Raw genomic sequence first — 18,025 nt, 5'->3', positions numbered from 1 at the left:
TAAAAAGGCTCCATCAAGGAGCCTCAGACAGCATGCTTCAGCCACACCGGTCACACCGTTTCCCCGGTCAGGCGGCGGTATTTTTCCATCAGCTCGTCACGGGTTTCCTCGACATCGGGATTGAACGGAATGCAGTCGACAGGACACACCTCGACACACTGGGAAGTCTCGTAATGGCCCACGCACTCGGTACACAGCGCAGGATCAATCACATAGATTTCATCGCCCTGGGTAATCGCGCCATTGGGGCACTCCGGTTCGCACACATCACAATTGATGCATTCGTCAGTGATCATCAGCGCCATGGCGACCTCCAGAAAAACGGTACGCAATATAAGGGTTGCTTAATATTACCCCAATCGTCGCTTCAGTGCAGCCACAACTTCCGTATGAACAAAGGGGGTAACGTCACCGCCAAGTGCCGCAATTTCACGCACCAGGCTCGACGAGACATAGGCATAGTGCTCGTCTGGCGTCATAAACAGCGTTTCAATCTCCGGCGCCAGCTGGCGGTTCATACTGGCCAGCTGGAATTCGTACTCGAAGTCCGAGACAGCGCGCAGGCCACGCAGGATCACCCCCGCACCCTGCTGACGAACGAATTCCACCAGCAAACCGCTGAACCCTTCCACCACGACGTTGTCGTGGCCCTTCAGTACCGAGCGCGCCAGGCCAATGCGTTCTTCCCAGTCGAGCGCCGGTTGCTTGCCGCTGTTCTCATGTATGGCAACGATCACCCGGCTGAAACGACGCGCCGCACGCTCGATCAGGTCAGTGTGGCCGTTGGTAATCGGGTCGAATGTCCCCGGGTAAACCGCTATTTGCATATCGATCCTGTGGCAATGCCGGTCAACGAATCCGTGACCGGCAATCTACGCATAACCGGCCACGCGCACAACTATCCCGAATGCTTTAGTCAGCCACACCCGGCCTGCGGCGAAACAGGTAATAACTGACCTGTCCGGCAACTTTTGCTTTCTCCTGAACCCAGTCTTCGGGCAAATCCGCCAACGGCACCTGTTTCGGCAACTCCAGGTAGATCCGCCCGCCCGGTTTTATGCCCTCGCCGTTCACCAGCGCATCGATGCTGTCCCGCAATAAACGGCTGTCGGAAAACGGCGGGTCAAGGAAAACCAGGTCGAACGGTGCATGACAGCGCCGTAACCAGCTTGCGGCATCAGCGGCGTGAATCTCGATAATACCATCGTCGAGCCGATCCCGGCTGGCCTGCAACGCCGCAACAATGGCCGGATTACGTTCAAGCATCACCACCCGGCCCGCGCCACGCGATGCCGCCTCGAAACCCAGTGCGCCACTGCCGGCAAAGGCGTCCAGGCAGCGTGCACCGGGCAGCAGGCCGGTCAGCCAGTTGAACAGGGTTTCACGAACACGGTCCGGGGTTGGCCGCAAGCCTTCCGCATCCGGAAAGTCCAGCTTGCGGCCGCGCCAGCGACCGGCAATGATGCGTACCTGGTTGGTGACGGCCATGCCACACGGTTGCGCAGCGCTATGGCGCTGCACCATCCGTCTCAGCACTGCCGCCAACGATGACCGTCACCATTTTTTCCGGGTGAATCCGCCGCTGCCAGGCGTCACGGATCTGCTCGACCGTCACCGCCTCAACGTGTCCGGTAAAGGTATTCAGGTAATCCAGCGGCAAATCGTAAAAGCCTATCACGGCCAGGTATTCGGAAATCTTGCTGTTACTGGCCACGCGCAACGGGAAACCACTGACGATATTGCTCTTCGCGGCTGCAAGCTCCTTATCGGTCGGCCCCGACTCAATAAAGGCAGACAAGGTATCGCGCAACACCTGCAGCGCCTCGTCGCGCTGGTCGTTGCGGGTCTGGAAGCCAAGCTGGAACGGCCCCTGCTCCTTCATGGGGATGAAGTAGCTGTAGGCGCTGTAGGCAAGACCACGCTTCTCACGGATTTCATCACTGATACGCGATACCAGACCGCTGCCGCCAAGGATATGGTTACCCACATACAACGGGAAGTAGTCGACATCCTTGCGACGCACTCCGGGCTGCCCCACCAGCACATGGCTCTGGCTGGACGGGTGTTCGATAAACACTTCCCTGGCCTGCGCGGGCGCCGGCACTGGCGGCAAGGGTGGCGCCTTGCCGCCCTTTGGAAGGCTGTCTGCAAGTCGTGCCGCCATCTTGCGTGCCTGCGATTCCGTGAGCGCCCCGACTATAACCACTGTGGCATTTTGCGCGACATAGTAACGCTGGTAGAAGGCCTGCAGATCCTTGACCCCCAGCGCCTTCACGCTGTCTTCCGTACCCGCCGGGTGACTCGCATAGGGATGGTCGCCATACAGTTCGCGGTAAAAGGTTTTCCTGGCAATGGCTGCGGGTTTCTGTTTCTCGTATTGCAGGCCGATCAGCATGCGTTTCTGCTCGCGGGCAAAATCCCCTGCCGGGAAGTCCGGTTGTGTCAGCACCTTGCCAAACAGTACCAGCGAAGGTTCAAGCAACTCAGGATCGACCAGGCTACGCAGCGAAACCCAGGCCATGTCACGTCTCGCGCCGCCACCCAGCACAGCGCCACGTTGCTCCAGTCCGCGCGCGATATCGTCGGCACTCAACCCGCCAGCACCCTGGTCCAGCAGCGCACTGGTCAGCATCGCGACGCCCGGCTGATCACCATCACGCGTGCTACCGGCATCGAACACCAGACGCACATCCACCATCGGCAACTCGGGTGCCGCGACAAACAATACCTTCGCACCCTTTTCCGTCTGCCAGCTTTTGATATCGGGGAGCGCCTGCACGGTGTTTGTCAGGGCGACGAGCACCACCGTCAGCGCCATCGTGGAAAACTTCTGCATCATGTTCCCTTGTCCTGTCAGCGGTCTAGCGTACATGGTCACTCCCTCCGCGACGCGGCGGGTGGTCGGGGTCGATCGGCTGCGGCACCAGTTCGGCAACCGTCAGATGGTCGTCTACCAGATATTTCTTCGCCACGGCCATCACCTGTTGCGGGGTAATTGACTGGATCTGCCTGTGGTAACGCCCGGCTTCACGCCAGCCCAGACCCACGGTTTCCAGTGCGCCAATCTGCATGGCCTGGTAGAAAATCGAGTCCTGCTCGTAGACCTTCTGTGCGCGCAGTTGCGCCTTGACCCGGTCCAGCTCTTCCTTGCTTACCGGTTCGTCTTTCAATTTTTGCAGCTGTTCGCGCAAGGCGTCCTCAAGCGCCTTGACGCTATGCCCGCGTGATGGCGTGCCAGATAACAGGAACAGGCTCTGCATACGATCGTGCGCGTCATAACCTGCGCCGGCACTGGCGGCAATGGCCTTGCCGCGCACCAGTTCGCTGGCCAGCCGCGCACCGTTACCACCATCCAGCACACCCGCCAGTACTTCCAGCGCATAGGGTTCCCAGTCCTGCGACTTGTCTGTCGTCAGTACCACCGGCGCCTTGTAACCCATCATCAGGTAGGGCAGTTCGGCAGGCGCCTTGACCTGCAGGCGCTTGATCCCCAGCTGCTTCACTTCGCGACGCGGTTTGACCGGTGTGATATCGCTCGGTTTCAGCGGCCCGAAATAGCGCCGCGCCAGCCGCAGCACATCATCCGGATCGACGTCGCCAGCCACCACTACCGTGGCGTTATTGGGGGCATACCATTTCCGGTACCAGTCGCGCAGGTCGTCGATTTGCATGGATTCGAGGTCATCCATCCAGCCAATCACCGGGATACGGTAGGGGCTGCTGACATAGGCCGTGGCGTTGAACTGTTCCCAGGTCAGCGACTGCGGATTGTCCTCGGTGCGCATGCGGCGTTCTTCCATCACCACCCGCACTTCCTTGAGGAATTCATCCTCCGGCAGCACCAGGTTACGCATGCGATCTGCCTCCAGCTCAAAGCTGATCTTCAGCCGGCTTTTTTCCATGGTCTGAAAATAGGCAGTGTAGTCCTGGCTGGTAAAGGCGTTCTCACGCCCGCCGTTTTCCGAGATGATGCGTGAGAACTCACCGGCAGGGTGTGCCTTTGTGCCCTTGAACATCATGTGTTCCAGTACATGTGATACGCCGGTGATCCCGTCGTGTTCGTAGCTGGAACCGACCTTGTACCAGACCTGTGACACCATCACCGGTGCCCTGTGGTCCTCTTTCACGATCAGTTTCAGACCGTTGTCGAGCATGTATTCGTGCACCGCCGGGGCGGCCGAGACCAGGCTGACGCCCAGTCCGAGAACGAGCGCGAGTAATCCTCGCATCAGTGACTCCTTTTTCGTCCTATCCGTAAATGAGGGGGAATGATAGGATACGCAGACCCAAGTGGACAGCAAAAACGATGTTTGGTTTCGGCAAGAAAAAATCCTCAGCACCTGACGACAGTACCGATACAGTCCCGGAGCAGGACGGCAAGCCCGGCCTGTTCGGCCGTCTCCGGGCCGGCCTGTCGAAAACCCGCAGCGGTCTCACCGAGGGCATCGCCAGCCTGGTGCTGGGGCGCAAGCAGATCGACGACGAACTGTTTGAGGAACTGGAAACCCGTCTGCTGACCGCCGATGTCGGCGTTGAGGCTACCCAGGCCATTATCGACGACCTGACCCGGCGGGTTGAGCGCAAACAACTGGCCGATGCCGATGCGCTGATGGCCGCGCTGCAGGAAGATATGACGGCCATGCTGACACCCGTCGAGGCGCCACTGGAAATCCCTCAATCGGACCAGCCCTTCGTGTTGCTGATGGTCGGCATCAACGGCGCCGGGAAAACCACCACCATTGGCAAAATTGCACGGCACCTGAAAGATGAAGGCCGTTCTGTGATGCTGGCGGCCGGCGATACCTTCCGCGCAGCTGCTGTGGAACAGTTGCAGGCCTGGGGCGAACGAAACGATGTACCCGTCATTGCCCAGCAACAGGGTTCCGACTCAGCTTCGGTGATCTTCGATGCCCTGCAGGCTGCCCGCGCACGTCACATTGACGTATTGATTGCCGATACAGCCGGCCGCCTGCACACCCAGTCCAACCTGATGGAAGAACTGAAAAAGATCCAGCGGGTGCTGGGCAAGCTCGATGAAACGGCGCCGCACGAAGTCATGCTGGTCGTCGATGCCGGTACCGGGCAGAATGCCCTGAACCAGGCGCGTGAATTCAATCAGGCCATGGGTTTGACAGGCATCACGCTGACCAAGCTCGATGGCACAGCCAAAGGCGGCATTATTTTTGCCATTGCCAAGCAACTGGATATACCGATCCGTTTTATCGGCGTCGGGGAGAGTATCGCGGATCTGCGCCCGTTCAACGCCCGGGATTTTGTCAATGCCCTGTTTGACCGTCACTGAAATAGCGACTTCACCAGCCGCGTACCCGGCCACGAAATGATTCGTTTCGATAACGTCAGCAAACGCTATCCCGGCGGCAAGGACGCACTGCAATCCGTCAACCTGCACCTGCCTGCCGGCAGTATGGCGTTTCTGACCGGACACTCGGGTGCCGGCAAGAGCACACTGCTCAAGCTGATCGCGCTGCTTGAACGCACCACGCGCGGCCAGTTATTTCTCGATGGCGAGAACCTGTCGCGCGCATCGAAACGCCGCGTGCCGATGGTACGGCGCAAGATCGGCATGATCTTCCAGAACCACCGCTTGCTGTTCGATCGCACGGTATTCGACAATGTTGCCCTGCCACTGGTGATCGCCGGCTACCGCCACCAGGAAATCGGACGACGCGTACGCGCGGCACTCGACAAGGTTGGACTGCTGGGCCATGAGCGCGCCTTCCCGATAACACTGTCTGGCGGAGAACAGCAACGCGTCGGTATTGCCCGCGCGGTGGTCAACAAACCGAAACTGTTGCTGGCGGACGAGCCCACCGGCAACCTGGACCCCGACCTGTCTCGCGACATCATGCAGTTGTTTGAACAATTCAACCAGGTTGGCGTCACGGTACTGATCGCCAGCCATGATCTCCACCTGATTTCACGCATGCCCTATGCACAATTACACCTGGAGCAGGGCCAACTGCTGAATAACGGCGAGGTCGCCAACGCATGAGGCTGCCGCAACCGGTGCATAATTATTTTGTACGGCACATACAGGTTGCACTCAACAGCCTGGGGCGCCTGTACCGCACACCACTCGCCTCGCTGATGACCATTGCCGTCATCGGCATCGCGCTGGCATTACCTTCAGGGCTGTACCTGCTCACCGGGAATCTGCAGAAACTCGGCGCACAATGGGACGGTGGCGCCAACCTGTCGTTGTTTCTGCACAAATCCGTCACGCTCGATCAGGCCCGCAAGGTAAAGGAAAAACTGTCACAGTGGCCGGAAATCGAATCCCTGCAACTGATTACACCGGAACAGGCGTTGGCCGAGTTTCGTGAACTGTCCGGTTTCGGGGAAGCGCTGGAACTGCTGGACGACAATCCGCTACCTGCTGTACTGGCGATCAAACCCGCCGCCTCGCACTCCACGGCTACGGCCACCGAACAACTCACGCAAAAGCTGCGCGCACTGCCCGAAGTGGAGCTGGCCCAGCTGGATCTGCAGTGGGTCAAACGCTTCAACGCCATTATGGAAATTATCCGTCGTACTATCCGGGTGATGGCCGTGCTGCTGGGGCTCGCCGTTCTGCTCATTATCGGCAACACCATTCGCCTCGAAATCCAGAACCGTCGCGATGAAATTGAAATCACCAAATTGATCGGCGCCACCGACGGGTTTATCCGTCGCCCTTTCCTCTATGCCGGGCTCTGGTACGGCGTGTTCGGTGCAGTGATGGGTGCACTGCTGGTGGAAATCGCACTTTTACAGCTTCTCGCCCCGGTGCACCGTCTGGCCGGGCTCTACCAGAGCCGCTTCAGCCTGGAAATCCTGTCTATCGGTGAACTGTTCTACCTGTTGCTCGCCGGCGCCAGCCTCGGCCTGGCCGGCGCCTGGATCGCCGTTGGGCGTCACCTGTCCGCCATAGAACCCGTCTAGCCCCGGTTTCGGGGAAAAATCTTCTGCTTTGTTCAGGATTTCCTCAAGTTTACCGGTCAAGCTGACGATAACCGGGGATGCAGGATAAATTTACCCAATAACAAGAATCCATAAAAACAGGCTTTTTTCCATGCCCCGAAAACTCAATCGCATCCTGGTGGTCGACGGCTCGGAAGTCGCCCGCACCATCATTACCCGCATTCTCAACGAAGAGATGCCCGACACCGAAACCACCACCTGTGGCACGGTGCAGGAAGCCTGCGCCTGGCTGGAGCGCAGTCACTTCGACCTGATCACCACAGCGTTGATGCTGCCGGACAGGGACGGCCTTGAACTGTGCCGCTATGCGCGCGCTTCAACACACCATCACTACACGCCCACCATTGTCGTGTCAGGCGATGCCGATGCGCGCCTGCTGCGTGAAGGATTCGCCTCCGGTGTCACCGATTATTTTGACAAATCACTGGGCTACCACGCCTTTGCCTCGTTCATTATGGATTTCACACAGCGCCACTCGGGGCTGGTCGGGCGCATCCTGTATGTGGAAGACAGCCAGTTGACCGCTACCATGATGCTCCGGCTCATGGAACGCCATGGGTTACAGGTGATCCACACCACCCATGCCGAGCAAGCCATCCAGCTGTTGCGCGACACCTCCCCCGGGGGCATCCGCGAAGACGAGTCCTTTGACATCGTTATCACCGATTTTTACCTGCAGGGGAAACTGACCGGTGGCGACCTGCTGCACGCCATTCGCGCCCGCTTCCATTATTCCCAGCAGGAAATGCCTGTGCTGGTGCTTACCGGCTCGGAATCCGGCGAGAAACAGGTGGAAGTGTTCCATGCCGGCGCCAACGATTTTGTCTCCAAGCCGATTGTGGAAGAAGTCCTGCTGGCGCGTATTCGCTCGCTACTGACCATCCGCCAGCAATTTGCTGCCCTGAAGCGCCAGACCGACGAAATGCACAATCTGGCCATCACGGACAGCCTGACCCGGGTCTATAACCGGCGTTACCTGCTTGACCATGGAGAACAGTTTGTGGCTAACCGACACAATCACCCGGTGGCCGCCGTCTTGCTGGATATCGACCATTTCAAGAAAATTAACGACAAATTCGGCCATATTACCGGCGACCGTGTTCTGGAAACACTCGGCCAGCTACTCCTGGACCGGTTACCGGAAAATGCCCTGCCCGTGCGCTTCGGCGGTGAGGAGTTTGCCATTCTGGTGCCACGCTGCCACACCCGCGATGCGCACATTTGTGCCGAGCGACTGCGCACTGACATCGAGTCACTGCGTCCCGGCGATGTACCCATCACCGTCAGTATCGGGCTTTGCACCAACCAGCAAAACCCGGCAATGACGCTGACCCAGCTGATTGGCAATGCCGACCGCGCACTGTACGCCGCCAAGGCCCAGGGACGTAACCAGGTCTGCGCCTGAGATCTGAAATTTTTTACCTGACTCGCTGGAATGCGGGAACTTCCCTCATTATTAGCACTCTTACCTCGCGAGTGCTAAAATCAACTGCAGCTGATATCAGGGAGGCTACCCAAACGATGAGCAACGCACTAGTAACTATGCCCGCAATTTCTCTACCGGCTCCCGGTGAGCAGCTGGATCGTTACCTGGCGGCCATTAACCGCATCCCGATGCTCAGCGCCGAACGTGAGCGTGAGCTGGCACTGCGCCTGCGCGACCACGGCGACCTCGAAGCCGCCCGCGAAATGGTGCTGTCGCACCTGCGCTTTGTGGTCAAGGTTGCCCGCGGCTACAAGGGCTACGGCCTGCCGATGGCAGACCTGATCCAGGAAGGCGGCATCGGCCTGATGAAAGCGGTGCGCCGTTTTGACCCGGATGTTGGTGTACGCCTGGTGTCCTTTGCGGTGCACTGGATTCGTGCTGAAATACACGAATATGTGCTGCGAAACTGGCGCATTGTTAAAGTGGCCACCACCAAGGCACAGCGTAAGCTGTTCTTCAATCTGCGCAGCGCAAAAAAACGCCTGGGCTGGATGAACCGTGAAGAAGTCGAATCTGTCGCCAGGGATCTGGGGGTCAGCCCGGACACGGTGCTGGAAATGGAATCCCGCCTGAGCGGACAGGATGTCGCCTTTGACCCGGTAGACACGGCTGATGATGACGATGGCAGCTGGACACCTGCAGCCTACCTGGCTGCCCCGATCGATGAAGACCCGGCTACCACGCTGGAAGCCATCGATTGGGAACAACAGAGCAACCAGCAGCTCAACAACGCACTGGCTCAGCTCGATGAACGTGCACGCACCATTCTCGAACAACGCTGGCTGAGCGAAAACAAGGTCACCTTGCAGGAACTGGCTGACCGCTATGGCGTATCGGCCGAGCGTATCCGCCAGCTGGAAAAAAATGCCATCAGGAAACTGAAAACCCTGATGGCATAAAGAAAACAGGTCTCAAAAGCAAAAACGGCCCGGGAGGGCCGTTTTTTTATGCAATTGAGACAACCGCTGCTGTCAGGCGAAAAACATCACCGACAGGAAACTCAGCCAGGCAATTGCCACCAGTGCGATCACTATGGCCATCGGGAAACCCTGAAACGTAAACATATCCAATTCCTCTGCTTCAGTGGCACTCACCCGGCCACCATCGAATATTAGCGCTATCTTATCTTACTCGTCGTCATCCTTCAATTGCGGCTTGCGCGGGATGCGCGGGTCGTCGTCGTCCATGAGAATCCGGTGCGCGGGCCCCTCAAGGTCCTCGAACTGCCCCGAGCGAATCGCCCACAGGAATACCCAGATGGCAATGCCCATGATGATCAGACTGATGGGAATGAGTAAAAAAAGGATATTCACACCAAGCGCCTCAACCCTGCCTCAACCGCAGTGCATTAAGTACCACCACCAGCGAACTCGCCGACATGCCGATAGCCGCCATCCAGGGGGCAATCTGACCACTCGCCGCCAACGGCACGGCAACCAGATTATAACCCAGCGCCCAGGCAAGGTTCTGCCGGATCACGCTCAGGGTACGGCGGCTGGTACGTACCGCATCCACCAGGTGCGGCAACTGTTCCGACAACAGCACCATATCCGCACTGGCGTGCGCCAGCTGGGTACCGCCCCCCATGGCAATCGATACCTGCGCCGCGGCCAGCACCGGCGCATCGTTTACGCCATCGCCGACCATAGCCACAATGGCCCCGTCATTCTGCAGGGCACGAATATGCGCCAGCTTGTCTTCCGGCCGGCAGCGTGCATGCGCATGCGTAATATTCAATTCTCCGGCAATACGCTGTACGGTCTGCAGCTCGTCACCACTCAGCAACTCGATTTCCAGCCCCAGCCTGCGTAACCCGTCCAGTGCCTCGCGCGCCTGGTCACGCAACGGATCGGTAAACAGGAAATGCGCCAGCAGGCCTGTTTCATCGCCCAGCACCACACCACCGGGCAATGCCTGTTGTGGCAGCGGCCCGGGCACAATCCCGCACACAAATGCCGCCGTACCAATGCGATAACGACGACCGTCAATCACGCCTTCTATCCCGTCACCCGGCGTCGCCAGCAACGCCCTGGCCTCATCGACTTTTTCCACTTCGCGGCGCAATGCGTGGGCGATCGGGTGCTCGGAGGCCTGCTCCAGCGTAGCGGCCAGTTTCAGGCAGCAGTCGTGGTCCAGCGTGGACAACAGTTCGACCCGCTGCAGCGATAACCGGCCCTCGGTCAGCGTACCGGTCTTGTCGAAAATCATATACGTGGCGTGCGCCAGTGTCTCCAGCGCATGACCGCGCGTGGTCAGCACCCCCAGCCGGGTGAGGGCGCCCGTAGCCGCTGTCACCGCCGCGGGCGTTGCCAGCGACAGGGCACAGGGACAGGTCACCACCAGCACAGACAAGGTAATGGCGAACGCATGGGCCGGGTCATATTGCCACCACCACAGCGCAACACCCGCCGACAGCACCAGCAACCCCGCGACAAACCAGCCCGCGATACGATCAGCAATTCTTGCAACAGAAGGCTTTTCCGTCTGCGCACGGTCGAGCAGACGCACAATGGCTGACAGCACAGTCTCTTCGCCAACCTTCTCGATCTCCATTACCAGCGGGCTTTCAATGTTGACCGTGCCGCCCACCAACAGATCGCCAGCCTGACGCCGGCGGGGGTGACTTTCGCCCGTCAGCAGCGACTCATCCACCGAACTCTGCCCTTCAACAACGCGGCCGTCGGCCGGCACACTTTCACCTGGCCGCACCAGTACCCGGTCACCCTCCACCAGGTCGGCGACCGGTACCCGCTGTTCACCGTCCTCTCCCAGTCGTGCCGCTGTTGCCGGCAACAACTTGACCAGTTCCTCGGCCGCCTGCCCGGCACGGTGCCGGGCGCCCATCTCCAGAAAGCGCCCGGCCAGCAGGAAGAAAGTAAACATGGTGACAGAGTCGAAATAAATTTCTCCCCGCCCCGTGATCGTCGACCAGGCGCTGGCCACAAATGCCGCGCTGATGGCCAGCGTCACCGGCACATCCATACCCGGCCGGCGACGTTTGAAATCACGCCAGGCACTGGCAAAAAAGGGCCTTGCTGAATACACAACGACCGGCACGCTCAGCAGCATACTGACCCAGCGAAGAAAGTTGCGCAGACCGGCATCCATGCCTTCTCCTTCACCCGCATACAGGGCCACGGCCAGCATCATGACCTGCGCCATGCCCAGTCCCGCCACGGCCAGCCGGCGCAGCGCCCGGGTACGCTCCTGCTTGTACAACTGTTCCTGCCGCCCCGGATCGAACGGGTGCGCGTGGTAGCCAATGGCGCTGATCGCCTCGAGGATTTCACTAAGCCGGATGCGCGTGTTGTCCCAGCTGACGCGGGCGCGGTGGGTCGAGTAGTTCACCGAAAAATCGAGCACACCGGGCAGGGATTTGACGTGGTGTTCATTCAGCCAGACGCAGGCTGCACAGACAATGCCCTCCAGAATCAGCGACGCCTCGCGTTTGTCACCGGGCTGCTGACGAACGAAATTCTTTTGCAGGTCGTCACGGTCGAACAGCGCCATTTCACTGAGTTGCTCCGGCACCATGTCACGCGCCTGCGGAGATTTTTCCGTGCGGTAACGGTAGAAGTCCGTCAGGCCGCCTTCAACAATGGCATGCGCGACAGCCTGACAGCCCCGGCAACACATGGGCTGTTGCTGCCCATCGATTTCAACGCTGTAATCCGCCCCGGGCGGAACCGGTAACCCGCAGTGGAAACACTCCGTTTTCCCGGATATCTCATTCAACGCGCGGTATCTTCCGCTTTGACTGAAGTATCTGCGTGAATTTCGTGTAACTGCTCACCACGCCGGATTTGCAGCACCAGCCGCCAGTTACCCGGTTCAGGCAACAAAACCTGCGCACGATAAAGCCCCGGCTCGACCTCCCTGAGCTGGAATGGCTGGTCGAGCCGGCTGTCCGATGGACGCTGGAAAACACCGCTAACTGTGGCAAAAGCGACAGGCGTATCATCGCGCTCACTGACCCGCACCTGAAAAACCTCGGGGCGACCTGCCGTTGGCGCTTTAAGCCAGCCCTTGCCAACCTGCCAGCCCCGTGCATTCTGCCGTTTCACCTGCTCCAGGTAAGCGTTATACAAGGATTCTTTCTTCTGGAAGTCTCGCGCAACAACGCCGGGGAATACAGAATTGACGTTTTGCGGCTGATCCCGCTCCGGCAACAACCGATCTGCAATGGGTTGCGGCAGTCCCTGTCTGGATATCACTACCAGCACCCCGTCCAGCGCAAACAGGGCAGCAAAAAACATCACGATAATCGCAGGCCCCCAGTGGAACCAGCGGCCACCCGGCTGCCCGTCACGCTGATGCTTTTCACGCGCAGAACTGACAATACCCAGCAGGTAAGCTGTTACCAGCAGCACCGCCACATACATGGCCAGCACATCGGCGCCCGGCCAGTCGAGCAGGCTGTCGAGAAAAACGGCCGTGAATGCCAGCATGGCAACAAGCACCGCAACCTGCTTGCCATTCATCGGTGTCAGCCGGTACAGCAACAGGAACAACAGCAGCTCGGCAACAACGCCCAGTGGCAGGGCCAGCAATGACTCCAGCATCAGTTTTCACCACCCGGCAAATAGAATGTCGCCGGCGCGCTGATCATACCAATCTCCTGGCGCGTCTGCGGAACAAGGTTAAACTCGAAACTGCGCGAGCCCTTAAGCTTGTGTCCACTATCCCAGCGCACACGTGCGTGAACACGCAGGCTGTGCTGTGCAGCGACCTCGACTGATGAAAGTTTCCCCACATCCAGCTCGGCACCCGCCAGGCCGCGTATCATTATCGCCAGCTTCACCGGCTGGTCTGTCTTGTTTTCAATATGCAGTTCGTAGCTGTTCTGCACCCGGCCATCAGACAGCCGGACAAACAGCGGCTGCCGTACCTGTACCACCGACATTTCCACCGGGGCCTGGTTGCTGACACTCCACGCCAGCGCAGCAATCGCCGCCAGCAGCACAACGCCATACGCTATCGTTCCGGGCTTCCATATCCGGCTTTCCTCACCCCGTTCCTGCTTCTCGGAGGTATAACGAATCAGGCCCTTGCCCCAGCCCAGCTTGTCCATGATGGTGTCACAGGCATCAATACACAGCGCACAACTGATGCACTGGACCTGCAAACCGTTACGGATATCGATACCGGTCGGGCAAACCTGCACGCAGTAACCACAATCGATACATTCGCCGACACCCTGCTGCTGTCGCTGCTCCAGTGTTTTCAGATCACGTGTGACCTTGTGGCGACCCTTCTCCCCTTCACCGCGAGCGACGTCGTAAGCAACAATCCGGGTGTCTGCGTCGAACATGACAGACTGGAAGCGTGCATAGGGACACATGTAGGTGCAGACCTGCTCACGCGCCAGGCCCGCCATCACATAGGTTGTTGCTGTCAGGAACAGCGTGGTTGCATAGGCGGCAAAGGGTGCCGTACCACTGAACCACTTGACGATCAGCTCAGGCGCATTGTCCCAGTAGAGGGTAAACGTCAGACCGGTCCAGAATGCGACAGCCAGCCACAACACATGTGTAAGCAACTTGCGCAACAGCTTGTTGACATTCCACGGTGACTTGTCGAGACGGATACGGGCAACACGATCACCCTGTACCAGCCGCTCGATCAGCAGGTAGAGGTCCGTCCATAATGTCTGGAAACAGAAGTAGCCGCAGAACACCCGACCGGCTATAGCGGTGACAAAAAACAGCAACAGTGCGGCAATCAGCAGGACGCCGGTGAGCCAGAACAGGTCCTGCGCATGCATGACCAGGTTGAAGATATAAAACTTGCGATCGGCAATATCGAACAATACCGCCTGGTCTGGCCCTGCGTTACGCTCCCAGCGTAACCAGGGCAACAGGAAATACACACTGTAGGCCAGTGTCAGTATGCCCCACTTCACTAACCTGAAACGCCCCTTGACGGAACGCGGGTAAATAGGAATACGCGCCTGGTACAGTGCCTTATTGGCAGTATCTGTCATATCTGCAAAACGCGCATACAGCGGTTTCTCGCGGTACTACTGGCCGCCCCCCAGTTCATGGACATAGACGGTCAGCAATTTAATCTGGACATCATCCAGGCGATCTGACCAGTGCGGCATGGTACGTTGAACGCCATTGGCGATAACCGATTTCACTACCGCTTTTTTCTGCTCTGTCGTATCAGCGCCCGGCACGTCTGCAATGGTCCAGATCTGGTCGGTGAGATTGGCGGAACCCTGTGACTTCATGCCCTTTCCGTCAGTGCCGTGGCAGTAGTAACAACCGCCTTCACTGGTCTGGAAAATATTTTTGCCACGCGTGACTGAGGTTGCGTCCACTTCCTGGCCCGACAGCGACAGGACATACGAAGCCAGGTCATCAAGCTGTCTGTCATCAAAGGTTTCGCGGAACGCCGGCATAAAACCATAACGGCCATCGGCAATGGTTTGCTCGATCTCTTCGACGGTACCACCCCATAACCAGTCATCGTCCGCCAGGTTGGGAAACAGGCCCATCACGCCAGCACCACCGGCACCGTGACAAGGCATGCAGTTGTCCCCAAACAGGCCCACCGCCATGGAGCGGGTAAATGCCATCATCTCTGCATTACCGAGAATGGTCTGGTAATCGGCAGCCTGGACTTTCTCAAGGTACTCACGACTCAGCGTCGCAGACTTGCCTTCCTGAAGTTCTTTCAGCAGCAATGCACGCGTATTCCAGCTGGTGGTCTTTTCAGTGCCATCACTGTCCACAAAGGTGATTTCATTCAATATACCCGTGGTATAACCACCACCAACCGGCCACGCGGGGTAAAAAATCCAGTACACAACGGCAAACACCACCGTGGCATAGAAAGACCACAGCCACCAACTCGGCAGCGGGTTGTTGAATTCCTGGATATCACCATCCCAGGCATGACCCGTGGTCTGTACGGCTGACTGGGGCTTCTTCGCATCACTCATCTTTTTTTTACCTCGCCGTTGCCGGCATCCGGATCCAAATCATCATCCTGCAAGGGAATGTATTTATACGATTCCAGTCTCTGGCCTCGCTTCTTCCCCGTAAACACGTAAAGCAGAATTCCACAAAAGGTCACGAAGAACAGCACCAGTGCAACAATCTTGCTGTTCTCGAACCGGGTAAACCAGAGCAGCCACTCGGGCATCTCGCTCTCCTCGCCCGCGTCTAGCGGAATTCCACGAAGTAACCTTCGTTGTATTTGCTGAAATCAACCATGGTACCCAGTACCTGGAGGTAGGCAATCAGCGCATCCATTTCCGTAATGCGCGAACGCTGACCGTCATAGTCATTGGCCAGCGCCTGTGCCAGCAGGTTTTCCTCGGCACGCAGAATGTCCAGCTGGTCTGCCACGTCCTTGCCAAACTGTGCCACGTTACTGTCGTATTCCTGCTGGGTTTCCGAGTAGGGCACACCGGTCACTTTCAGTGCGCGCATGCGGTCCTGCACATCCGAATAGTCCAGGTCATTCTCCAGCAACCAGGGATAGTTGGGCATGATGGACTGTGGCACGACACTGCGTGGATTCACCAGGTGCGCTACATGCCACTCGTTGGAATACTTGTTGCCGACGCGCGCCAGGTCAGGCCCCGTTCGCTTGGATCCCCACTGGAAGGGATGGTCGTACTGTGATTCCGCTGCCAGCGAGTAATGTCCGTAACGCAGGTCTTCGTCGCGGAACGGGCGAATCATCTGCGAGTGGCAGAGGTAGCAGCCTTCACGGGTGTACACGTCACGACCGCGCAACTCAAGCGCCGTGTAGGGCCGCACACCCTCGACATCCTCAATCGTGTCATTGATAAAGAACAACGGTACGATCTCGACCAGACCACCAATACTGACCACGATGAGGGTCAGCACAATCAGCAGCCCCGCGTTAGTTTCGATACTTTCGTGCTTGATCACTTTTCTCTACTCCGAAATCAGATACGCGCCATTTTGGCAGCAAGTTTGGCTTCCAGCTCGGCGGCCTCGCGTCGAGCGCCGCGAACCGTCATGTACACGTTGTAACCCATCACCAGCACACCCGACAGGAAGAACGCGCCACCCAGGGCACGCACAACGTAGGGGCTGTGCAGGAACGCAACTGTTTCCACAAAGGTGTAGGCCAGGTTGCCGTAATCATCGAAGCTGCGCAGCATCAGGCCCTGGAAAATGCCCGCCACCCACATCGAGGTGATGTAGAGAATGATGCCGATGGTCGCCAGCCAGAAATGCACGTACACCAGCCGTGTGCTGTACAGGCGCGTATCATAAAGGCGCGGGATCATGTGGTAGAAGGAGCCAAAGGATATCATCGCCACCCAGCCCAGCGCGCCGGAATGCACATGCCCAATCGTCCAGTCCGTGTAGTGCGACAGTGCATTCACACTCTTCAGTGACATCAGCGGCCCTTCAAAGGTCGACATACCGTAGAACGACAGGGCCGTAATCAGGAATAGCATGATCGGGTCGGTACGCAGACGGTCCCAGGCACCGGACAGGGTCATGATACCGTTGATCATGCCACCCCAGGACGGCAGCAACAGCATGATGGAGAAAGTCGCCGCCAGCGTCGACGTCCAGTCAGGCAGCGCAGTCCAGTGCAGGTGGTGAGCGCCAACCCACATGTACAGGAAGGAAAGTGCCCAGAAATGGATAATGGACAGGCGGTAGGAATACACCGGACGCCCCGCCTGCTTGGGCACAAAGTAATACATCATGCCGAGGAACGCCGCGGTCAGGAAGAAGCCAACGGCATTATGTCCGTACCACCACTGGGTCATGGCATCCTGCACACCGGAGAACAGGCTATAGGACTTGAGGGAGAACATACTGACCGGCACGGCAAGGTTGTTGAAAATGTGCAACAGCGCAATAACCAGCAGGAAGGCGATAAAGAACCAGTTCGCCACATAGATATGCGGTTGAGAGCGGCGGCGCAGGGTTTGTACATAGACCGTGAAATAAAGCACCCACGTCACCAGGATGATCAGGTCGATCGGCCATTCAAACTCGGCATACTCGCGTGCCTGCGTGTAACCCAGCATATAACTGAGCGCGCCCAGCGCTACGGCCGACTGCCATCCCCAGAAAGTGAATGACGCCATCCAGTCACTGTACAAACGCGTCTGGCAGGTGCGCTGAACAATATAATAGGATGTCGCGAACAACGCGCTGCCGCCAAAACCGAAAATGACCAGCGTGGTGTGCACCGGTCTCAACCGACCGAAGGTCAGTTCCGGGATATCGAAGTTCAGGAAAGGCCACGCCAGCTCTGACGCGATGTAGACGCCGGCACTCATACCGAGCACCCCCCACACCAGTGCCATCACGGCGAATTTTTTGATGATTTCGTAGTTGTACTGCTGCGTACTACCCATACCTGCCTGCGCCATGTCTTTCTGCCTCGTAAGTACGATCTGGCCATTAACCCGTCATGCGGGCCACAAAATCGGCACATTCTAATATACGAAACTACCCGGGTAAAGCCCCTTATAAAAAAGCGGGATATTCCGTATGCGCAATAACGCTGTATACGCGCACTGGCCAACCAGTGTAGCTCAGGATAGACGAC

18 protein-coding genes are annotated in these 18,025 nt (G+C 58.2%); 5 read left to right on the top strand and 13 right to left on the bottom strand.

What is annotated here, in order from left to right:
• Positions 1-50: 50 nt before the first annotated feature.
• From ACW81B_RS01450 to ACW81B_RS01430, 5 genes are all read right to left on the bottom strand, one after another.
• Positions 51-305 carry a YfhL family 4Fe-4S dicluster ferredoxin gene (locus tag ACW81B_RS01450; RefSeq protein WP_491578417.1) on the bottom strand — a complete coding sequence of 85 codons (255 nt, stop codon included), beginning with the start codon at positions 303-305 and terminating at the stop codon, positions 51-53.
• 45 nt (positions 306-350) lie between these two features.
• A complete protein-coding gene (coaD, locus tag ACW81B_RS01445; protein ID WP_491578416.1) occupies positions 351-827 on the bottom strand; it encodes a pantetheine-phosphate adenylyltransferase in 477 nt (158 codons plus the stop codon).
• Between the two features lie 85 nt (positions 828-912).
• Positions 913-1,488: a 16S rRNA (guanine(966)-N(2))-methyltransferase RsmD gene (rsmD, locus tag ACW81B_RS01440; protein ID WP_491578415.1), complete on the bottom strand. Its 576-nt coding sequence runs from the start codon at positions 1,486-1,488 to the stop codon at positions 913-915.
• A gap of 19 nt (positions 1,489-1,507) precedes the next feature.
• Entirely contained in the window at positions 1,508-2,839 is a 1,332-nt protein-coding gene (locus ACW81B_RS01435; protein WP_491578414.1) for a M16 family metallopeptidase, read from the bottom strand.
• Between the two features lie 22 nt (positions 2,840-2,861).
• The gene (locus ACW81B_RS01430; protein ID WP_491578413.1) at positions 2,862-4,229 is read right to left on the bottom strand and encodes a M16 family metallopeptidase; all 1,368 of its coding nucleotides are present in this window, start codon (positions 4,227-4,229) and stop codon (positions 2,862-2,864) included.
• A 77-nt stretch (positions 4,230-4,306) separates the two neighbouring features.
• On the opposite strand from ACW81B_RS01430, the gene ftsY reads away from it, so the two are divergent.
• The 5 genes from ftsY (at position 4,307) to rpoH (ending at position 9,366) form a co-directional block, all read left to right on the top strand.
• A complete protein-coding gene (gene ftsY / locus ACW81B_RS01425; RefSeq protein WP_491578412.1) occupies positions 4,307-5,302 on the top strand; it encodes a signal recognition particle-docking protein FtsY in 996 nt (331 codons plus the stop codon).
• A gap of 36 nt (positions 5,303-5,338) precedes the next feature.
• Positions 5,339-6,013, top strand: a complete 675-nt coding sequence (gene ftsE, locus ACW81B_RS01420; RefSeq protein ID WP_491578411.1) for a cell division ATP-binding protein FtsE — start codon at positions 5,339-5,341, stop codon at positions 6,011-6,013.
• Positions 6,010-6,942 carry a permease-like cell division protein FtsX gene (gene ftsX, locus ACW81B_RS01415; RefSeq protein WP_491578410.1) on the top strand — a complete coding sequence of 311 codons (933 nt, stop codon included), beginning with the start codon at positions 6,010-6,012 and terminating at the stop codon, positions 6,940-6,942. Before ftsE ends, ftsX begins: the two co-directional genes overlap by 4 nt.
• A gap of 130 nt (positions 6,943-7,072) precedes the next feature.
• Positions 7,073-8,386: a diguanylate cyclase gene (locus ACW81B_RS01410; protein ID WP_491578409.1), complete on the top strand. Its 1,314-nt coding sequence runs from the start codon at positions 7,073-7,075 to the stop codon at positions 8,384-8,386.
• A gap of 116 nt (positions 8,387-8,502) precedes the next feature.
• A complete protein-coding gene (gene rpoH, locus ACW81B_RS01405) occupies positions 8,503-9,366 on the top strand; it encodes an RNA polymerase sigma factor RpoH (RefSeq protein ID WP_491578408.1) in 864 nt (287 codons plus the stop codon).
• A 228-nt stretch (positions 9,367-9,594) separates the two neighbouring features.
• On the opposite strand, the gene ccoS is transcribed toward rpoH, so the two are convergent.
• Genes ccoS through ccoN form a run of 8 tightly spaced genes read right to left on the bottom strand, consistent with a single transcriptional unit; the run spans position 9,595 to position 17,846 of the window.
• Positions 9,595-9,780 carry a cbb3-type cytochrome oxidase assembly protein CcoS gene (gene ccoS, locus ACW81B_RS01400; protein ID WP_491578407.1) on the bottom strand — a complete coding sequence of 62 codons (186 nt, stop codon included), beginning with the start codon at positions 9,778-9,780 and terminating at the stop codon, positions 9,595-9,597.
• A gap of 10 nt (positions 9,781-9,790) precedes the next feature.
• Positions 9,791-12,202 (bottom strand): heavy metal translocating P-type ATPase, encoded by a 2,412-nt coding sequence (locus ACW81B_RS01395; RefSeq protein WP_491578406.1) that lies wholly within the window; start codon positions 12,200-12,202, stop codon positions 9,791-9,793.
• The gene (locus ACW81B_RS01390; RefSeq protein ID WP_491578405.1) at positions 12,199-13,029 is read right to left on the bottom strand and encodes a FixH family protein; all 831 of its coding nucleotides are present in this window, start codon (positions 13,027-13,029) and stop codon (positions 12,199-12,201) included. The genes ACW81B_RS01395 and ACW81B_RS01390 overlap by 4 nt, the downstream gene beginning before the upstream one ends.
• A complete protein-coding gene (ccoG, locus tag ACW81B_RS01385; protein WP_491578404.1) occupies positions 13,029-14,450 on the bottom strand; it encodes a cytochrome c oxidase accessory protein CcoG in 1,422 nt (473 codons plus the stop codon). Before ccoG ends, ACW81B_RS01390 begins: the two co-directional genes overlap by 1 nt.
• Positions 14,451-14,486: 36 nt before the next feature.
• Entirely contained in the window at positions 14,487-15,413 is a 927-nt protein-coding gene (ccoP, locus tag ACW81B_RS01380; RefSeq protein WP_491578403.1) for a cytochrome-c oxidase, cbb3-type subunit III, read from the bottom strand.
• Positions 15,410-15,616 carry a CcoQ/FixQ family Cbb3-type cytochrome c oxidase assembly chaperone gene (locus tag ACW81B_RS01375; protein WP_491578402.1) on the bottom strand — a complete coding sequence of 69 codons (207 nt, stop codon included), beginning with the start codon at positions 15,614-15,616 and terminating at the stop codon, positions 15,410-15,412. Before ACW81B_RS01375 ends, ccoP begins: the two co-directional genes overlap by 4 nt.
• A 20-nt stretch (positions 15,617-15,636) precedes the next feature.
• Complete coding sequence (gene ccoO / locus ACW81B_RS01370) at positions 15,637-16,371, bottom strand: cytochrome-c oxidase, cbb3-type subunit II (RefSeq protein WP_491578439.1); 735 nt, start codon at positions 16,369-16,371, stop codon at positions 15,637-15,639.
• Positions 16,372-16,391: 20 nt separating this feature from the next.
• Positions 16,392-17,846: a cytochrome-c oxidase, cbb3-type subunit I gene (gene ccoN, locus ACW81B_RS01365; RefSeq protein WP_491578401.1), complete on the bottom strand. Its 1,455-nt coding sequence runs from the start codon at positions 17,844-17,846 to the stop codon at positions 16,392-16,394.
• Positions 17,847-18,025 lie beyond the last annotated feature (179 nt).

The organism is Thiogranum sp., from assembly GCF_058323355.1.
The sequence above is the reverse complement of the archived record's forward strand: the minus strand, read 5'-3'. Positions and strand labels throughout refer to the sequence as shown.

Bases quoted from the DNA above. Each gene is read 5' to 3' on its own strand.
- ccoP (WP_491578403.1), bottom strand. From the start codon at position 15,413: ATGAGTGATGCGAAGAAGCCCCAGTCAGCCGTACAGACCACGGGTCAT.
- ACW81B_RS01390 (WP_491578405.1), bottom strand. From the start codon at position 13,029: ATGCTGGAGTCATTGCTGGCCCTGCCACTGGGCGTTGTTGCCGAGCTG.
- ftsX (WP_491578410.1), top strand. From the start codon at position 6,010: ATGAGGCTGCCGCAACCGGTGCATAATTATTTTGTACGGCACATACAG.
- ftsY (WP_491578412.1), top strand. From the start codon at position 4,307: ATGTTTGGTTTCGGCAAGAAAAAATCCTCAGCACCTGACGACAGTACC.
- ccoN (WP_491578401.1), bottom strand. From the start codon at position 17,846: ATGGCGCAGGCAGGTATGGGTAGTACGCAGCAGTACAACTACGAAATC.
- ACW81B_RS01435 (WP_491578414.1), bottom strand. From the start codon at position 2,839: ATGATGCAGAAGTTTTCCACGATGGCGCTGACGGTGGTGCTCGTCGCC.
- coaD (WP_491578416.1), bottom strand. From the start codon at position 827: ATGCAAATAGCGGTTTACCCGGGGACATTCGACCCGATTACCAACGGC.
- ACW81B_RS01410 (WP_491578409.1), top strand. From the start codon at position 7,073: ATGCCCCGAAAACTCAATCGCATCCTGGTGGTCGACGGCTCGGAAGTC.
- ACW81B_RS01375 (WP_491578402.1), bottom strand. From the start codon at position 15,616: ATGCCCGAGTGGCTGCTCTGGTTTACCCGGTTCGAGAACAGCAAGATT.
- rpoH (WP_491578408.1), top strand. From the start codon at position 8,503: ATGAGCAACGCACTAGTAACTATGCCCGCAATTTCTCTACCGGCTCCC.
- ACW81B_RS01430 (WP_491578413.1), bottom strand. From the start codon at position 4,229: ATGCGAGGATTACTCGCGCTCGTTCTCGGACTGGGCGTCAGCCTGGTC.
- ccoG (WP_491578404.1), bottom strand. From the start codon at position 14,450: ATGACAGATACTGCCAATAAGGCACTGTACCAGGCGCGTATTCCTATT.
- ftsE (WP_491578411.1), top strand. From the start codon at position 5,339: ATGATTCGTTTCGATAACGTCAGCAAACGCTATCCCGGCGGCAAGGAC.
- ACW81B_RS01450 (WP_491578417.1), bottom strand. From the start codon at position 305: ATGGCGCTGATGATCACTGACGAATGCATCAATTGTGATGTGTGCGAA.
- rsmD (WP_491578415.1), bottom strand. From the start codon at position 1,488: ATGGCCGTCACCAACCAGGTACGCATCATTGCCGGTCGCTGGCGCGGC.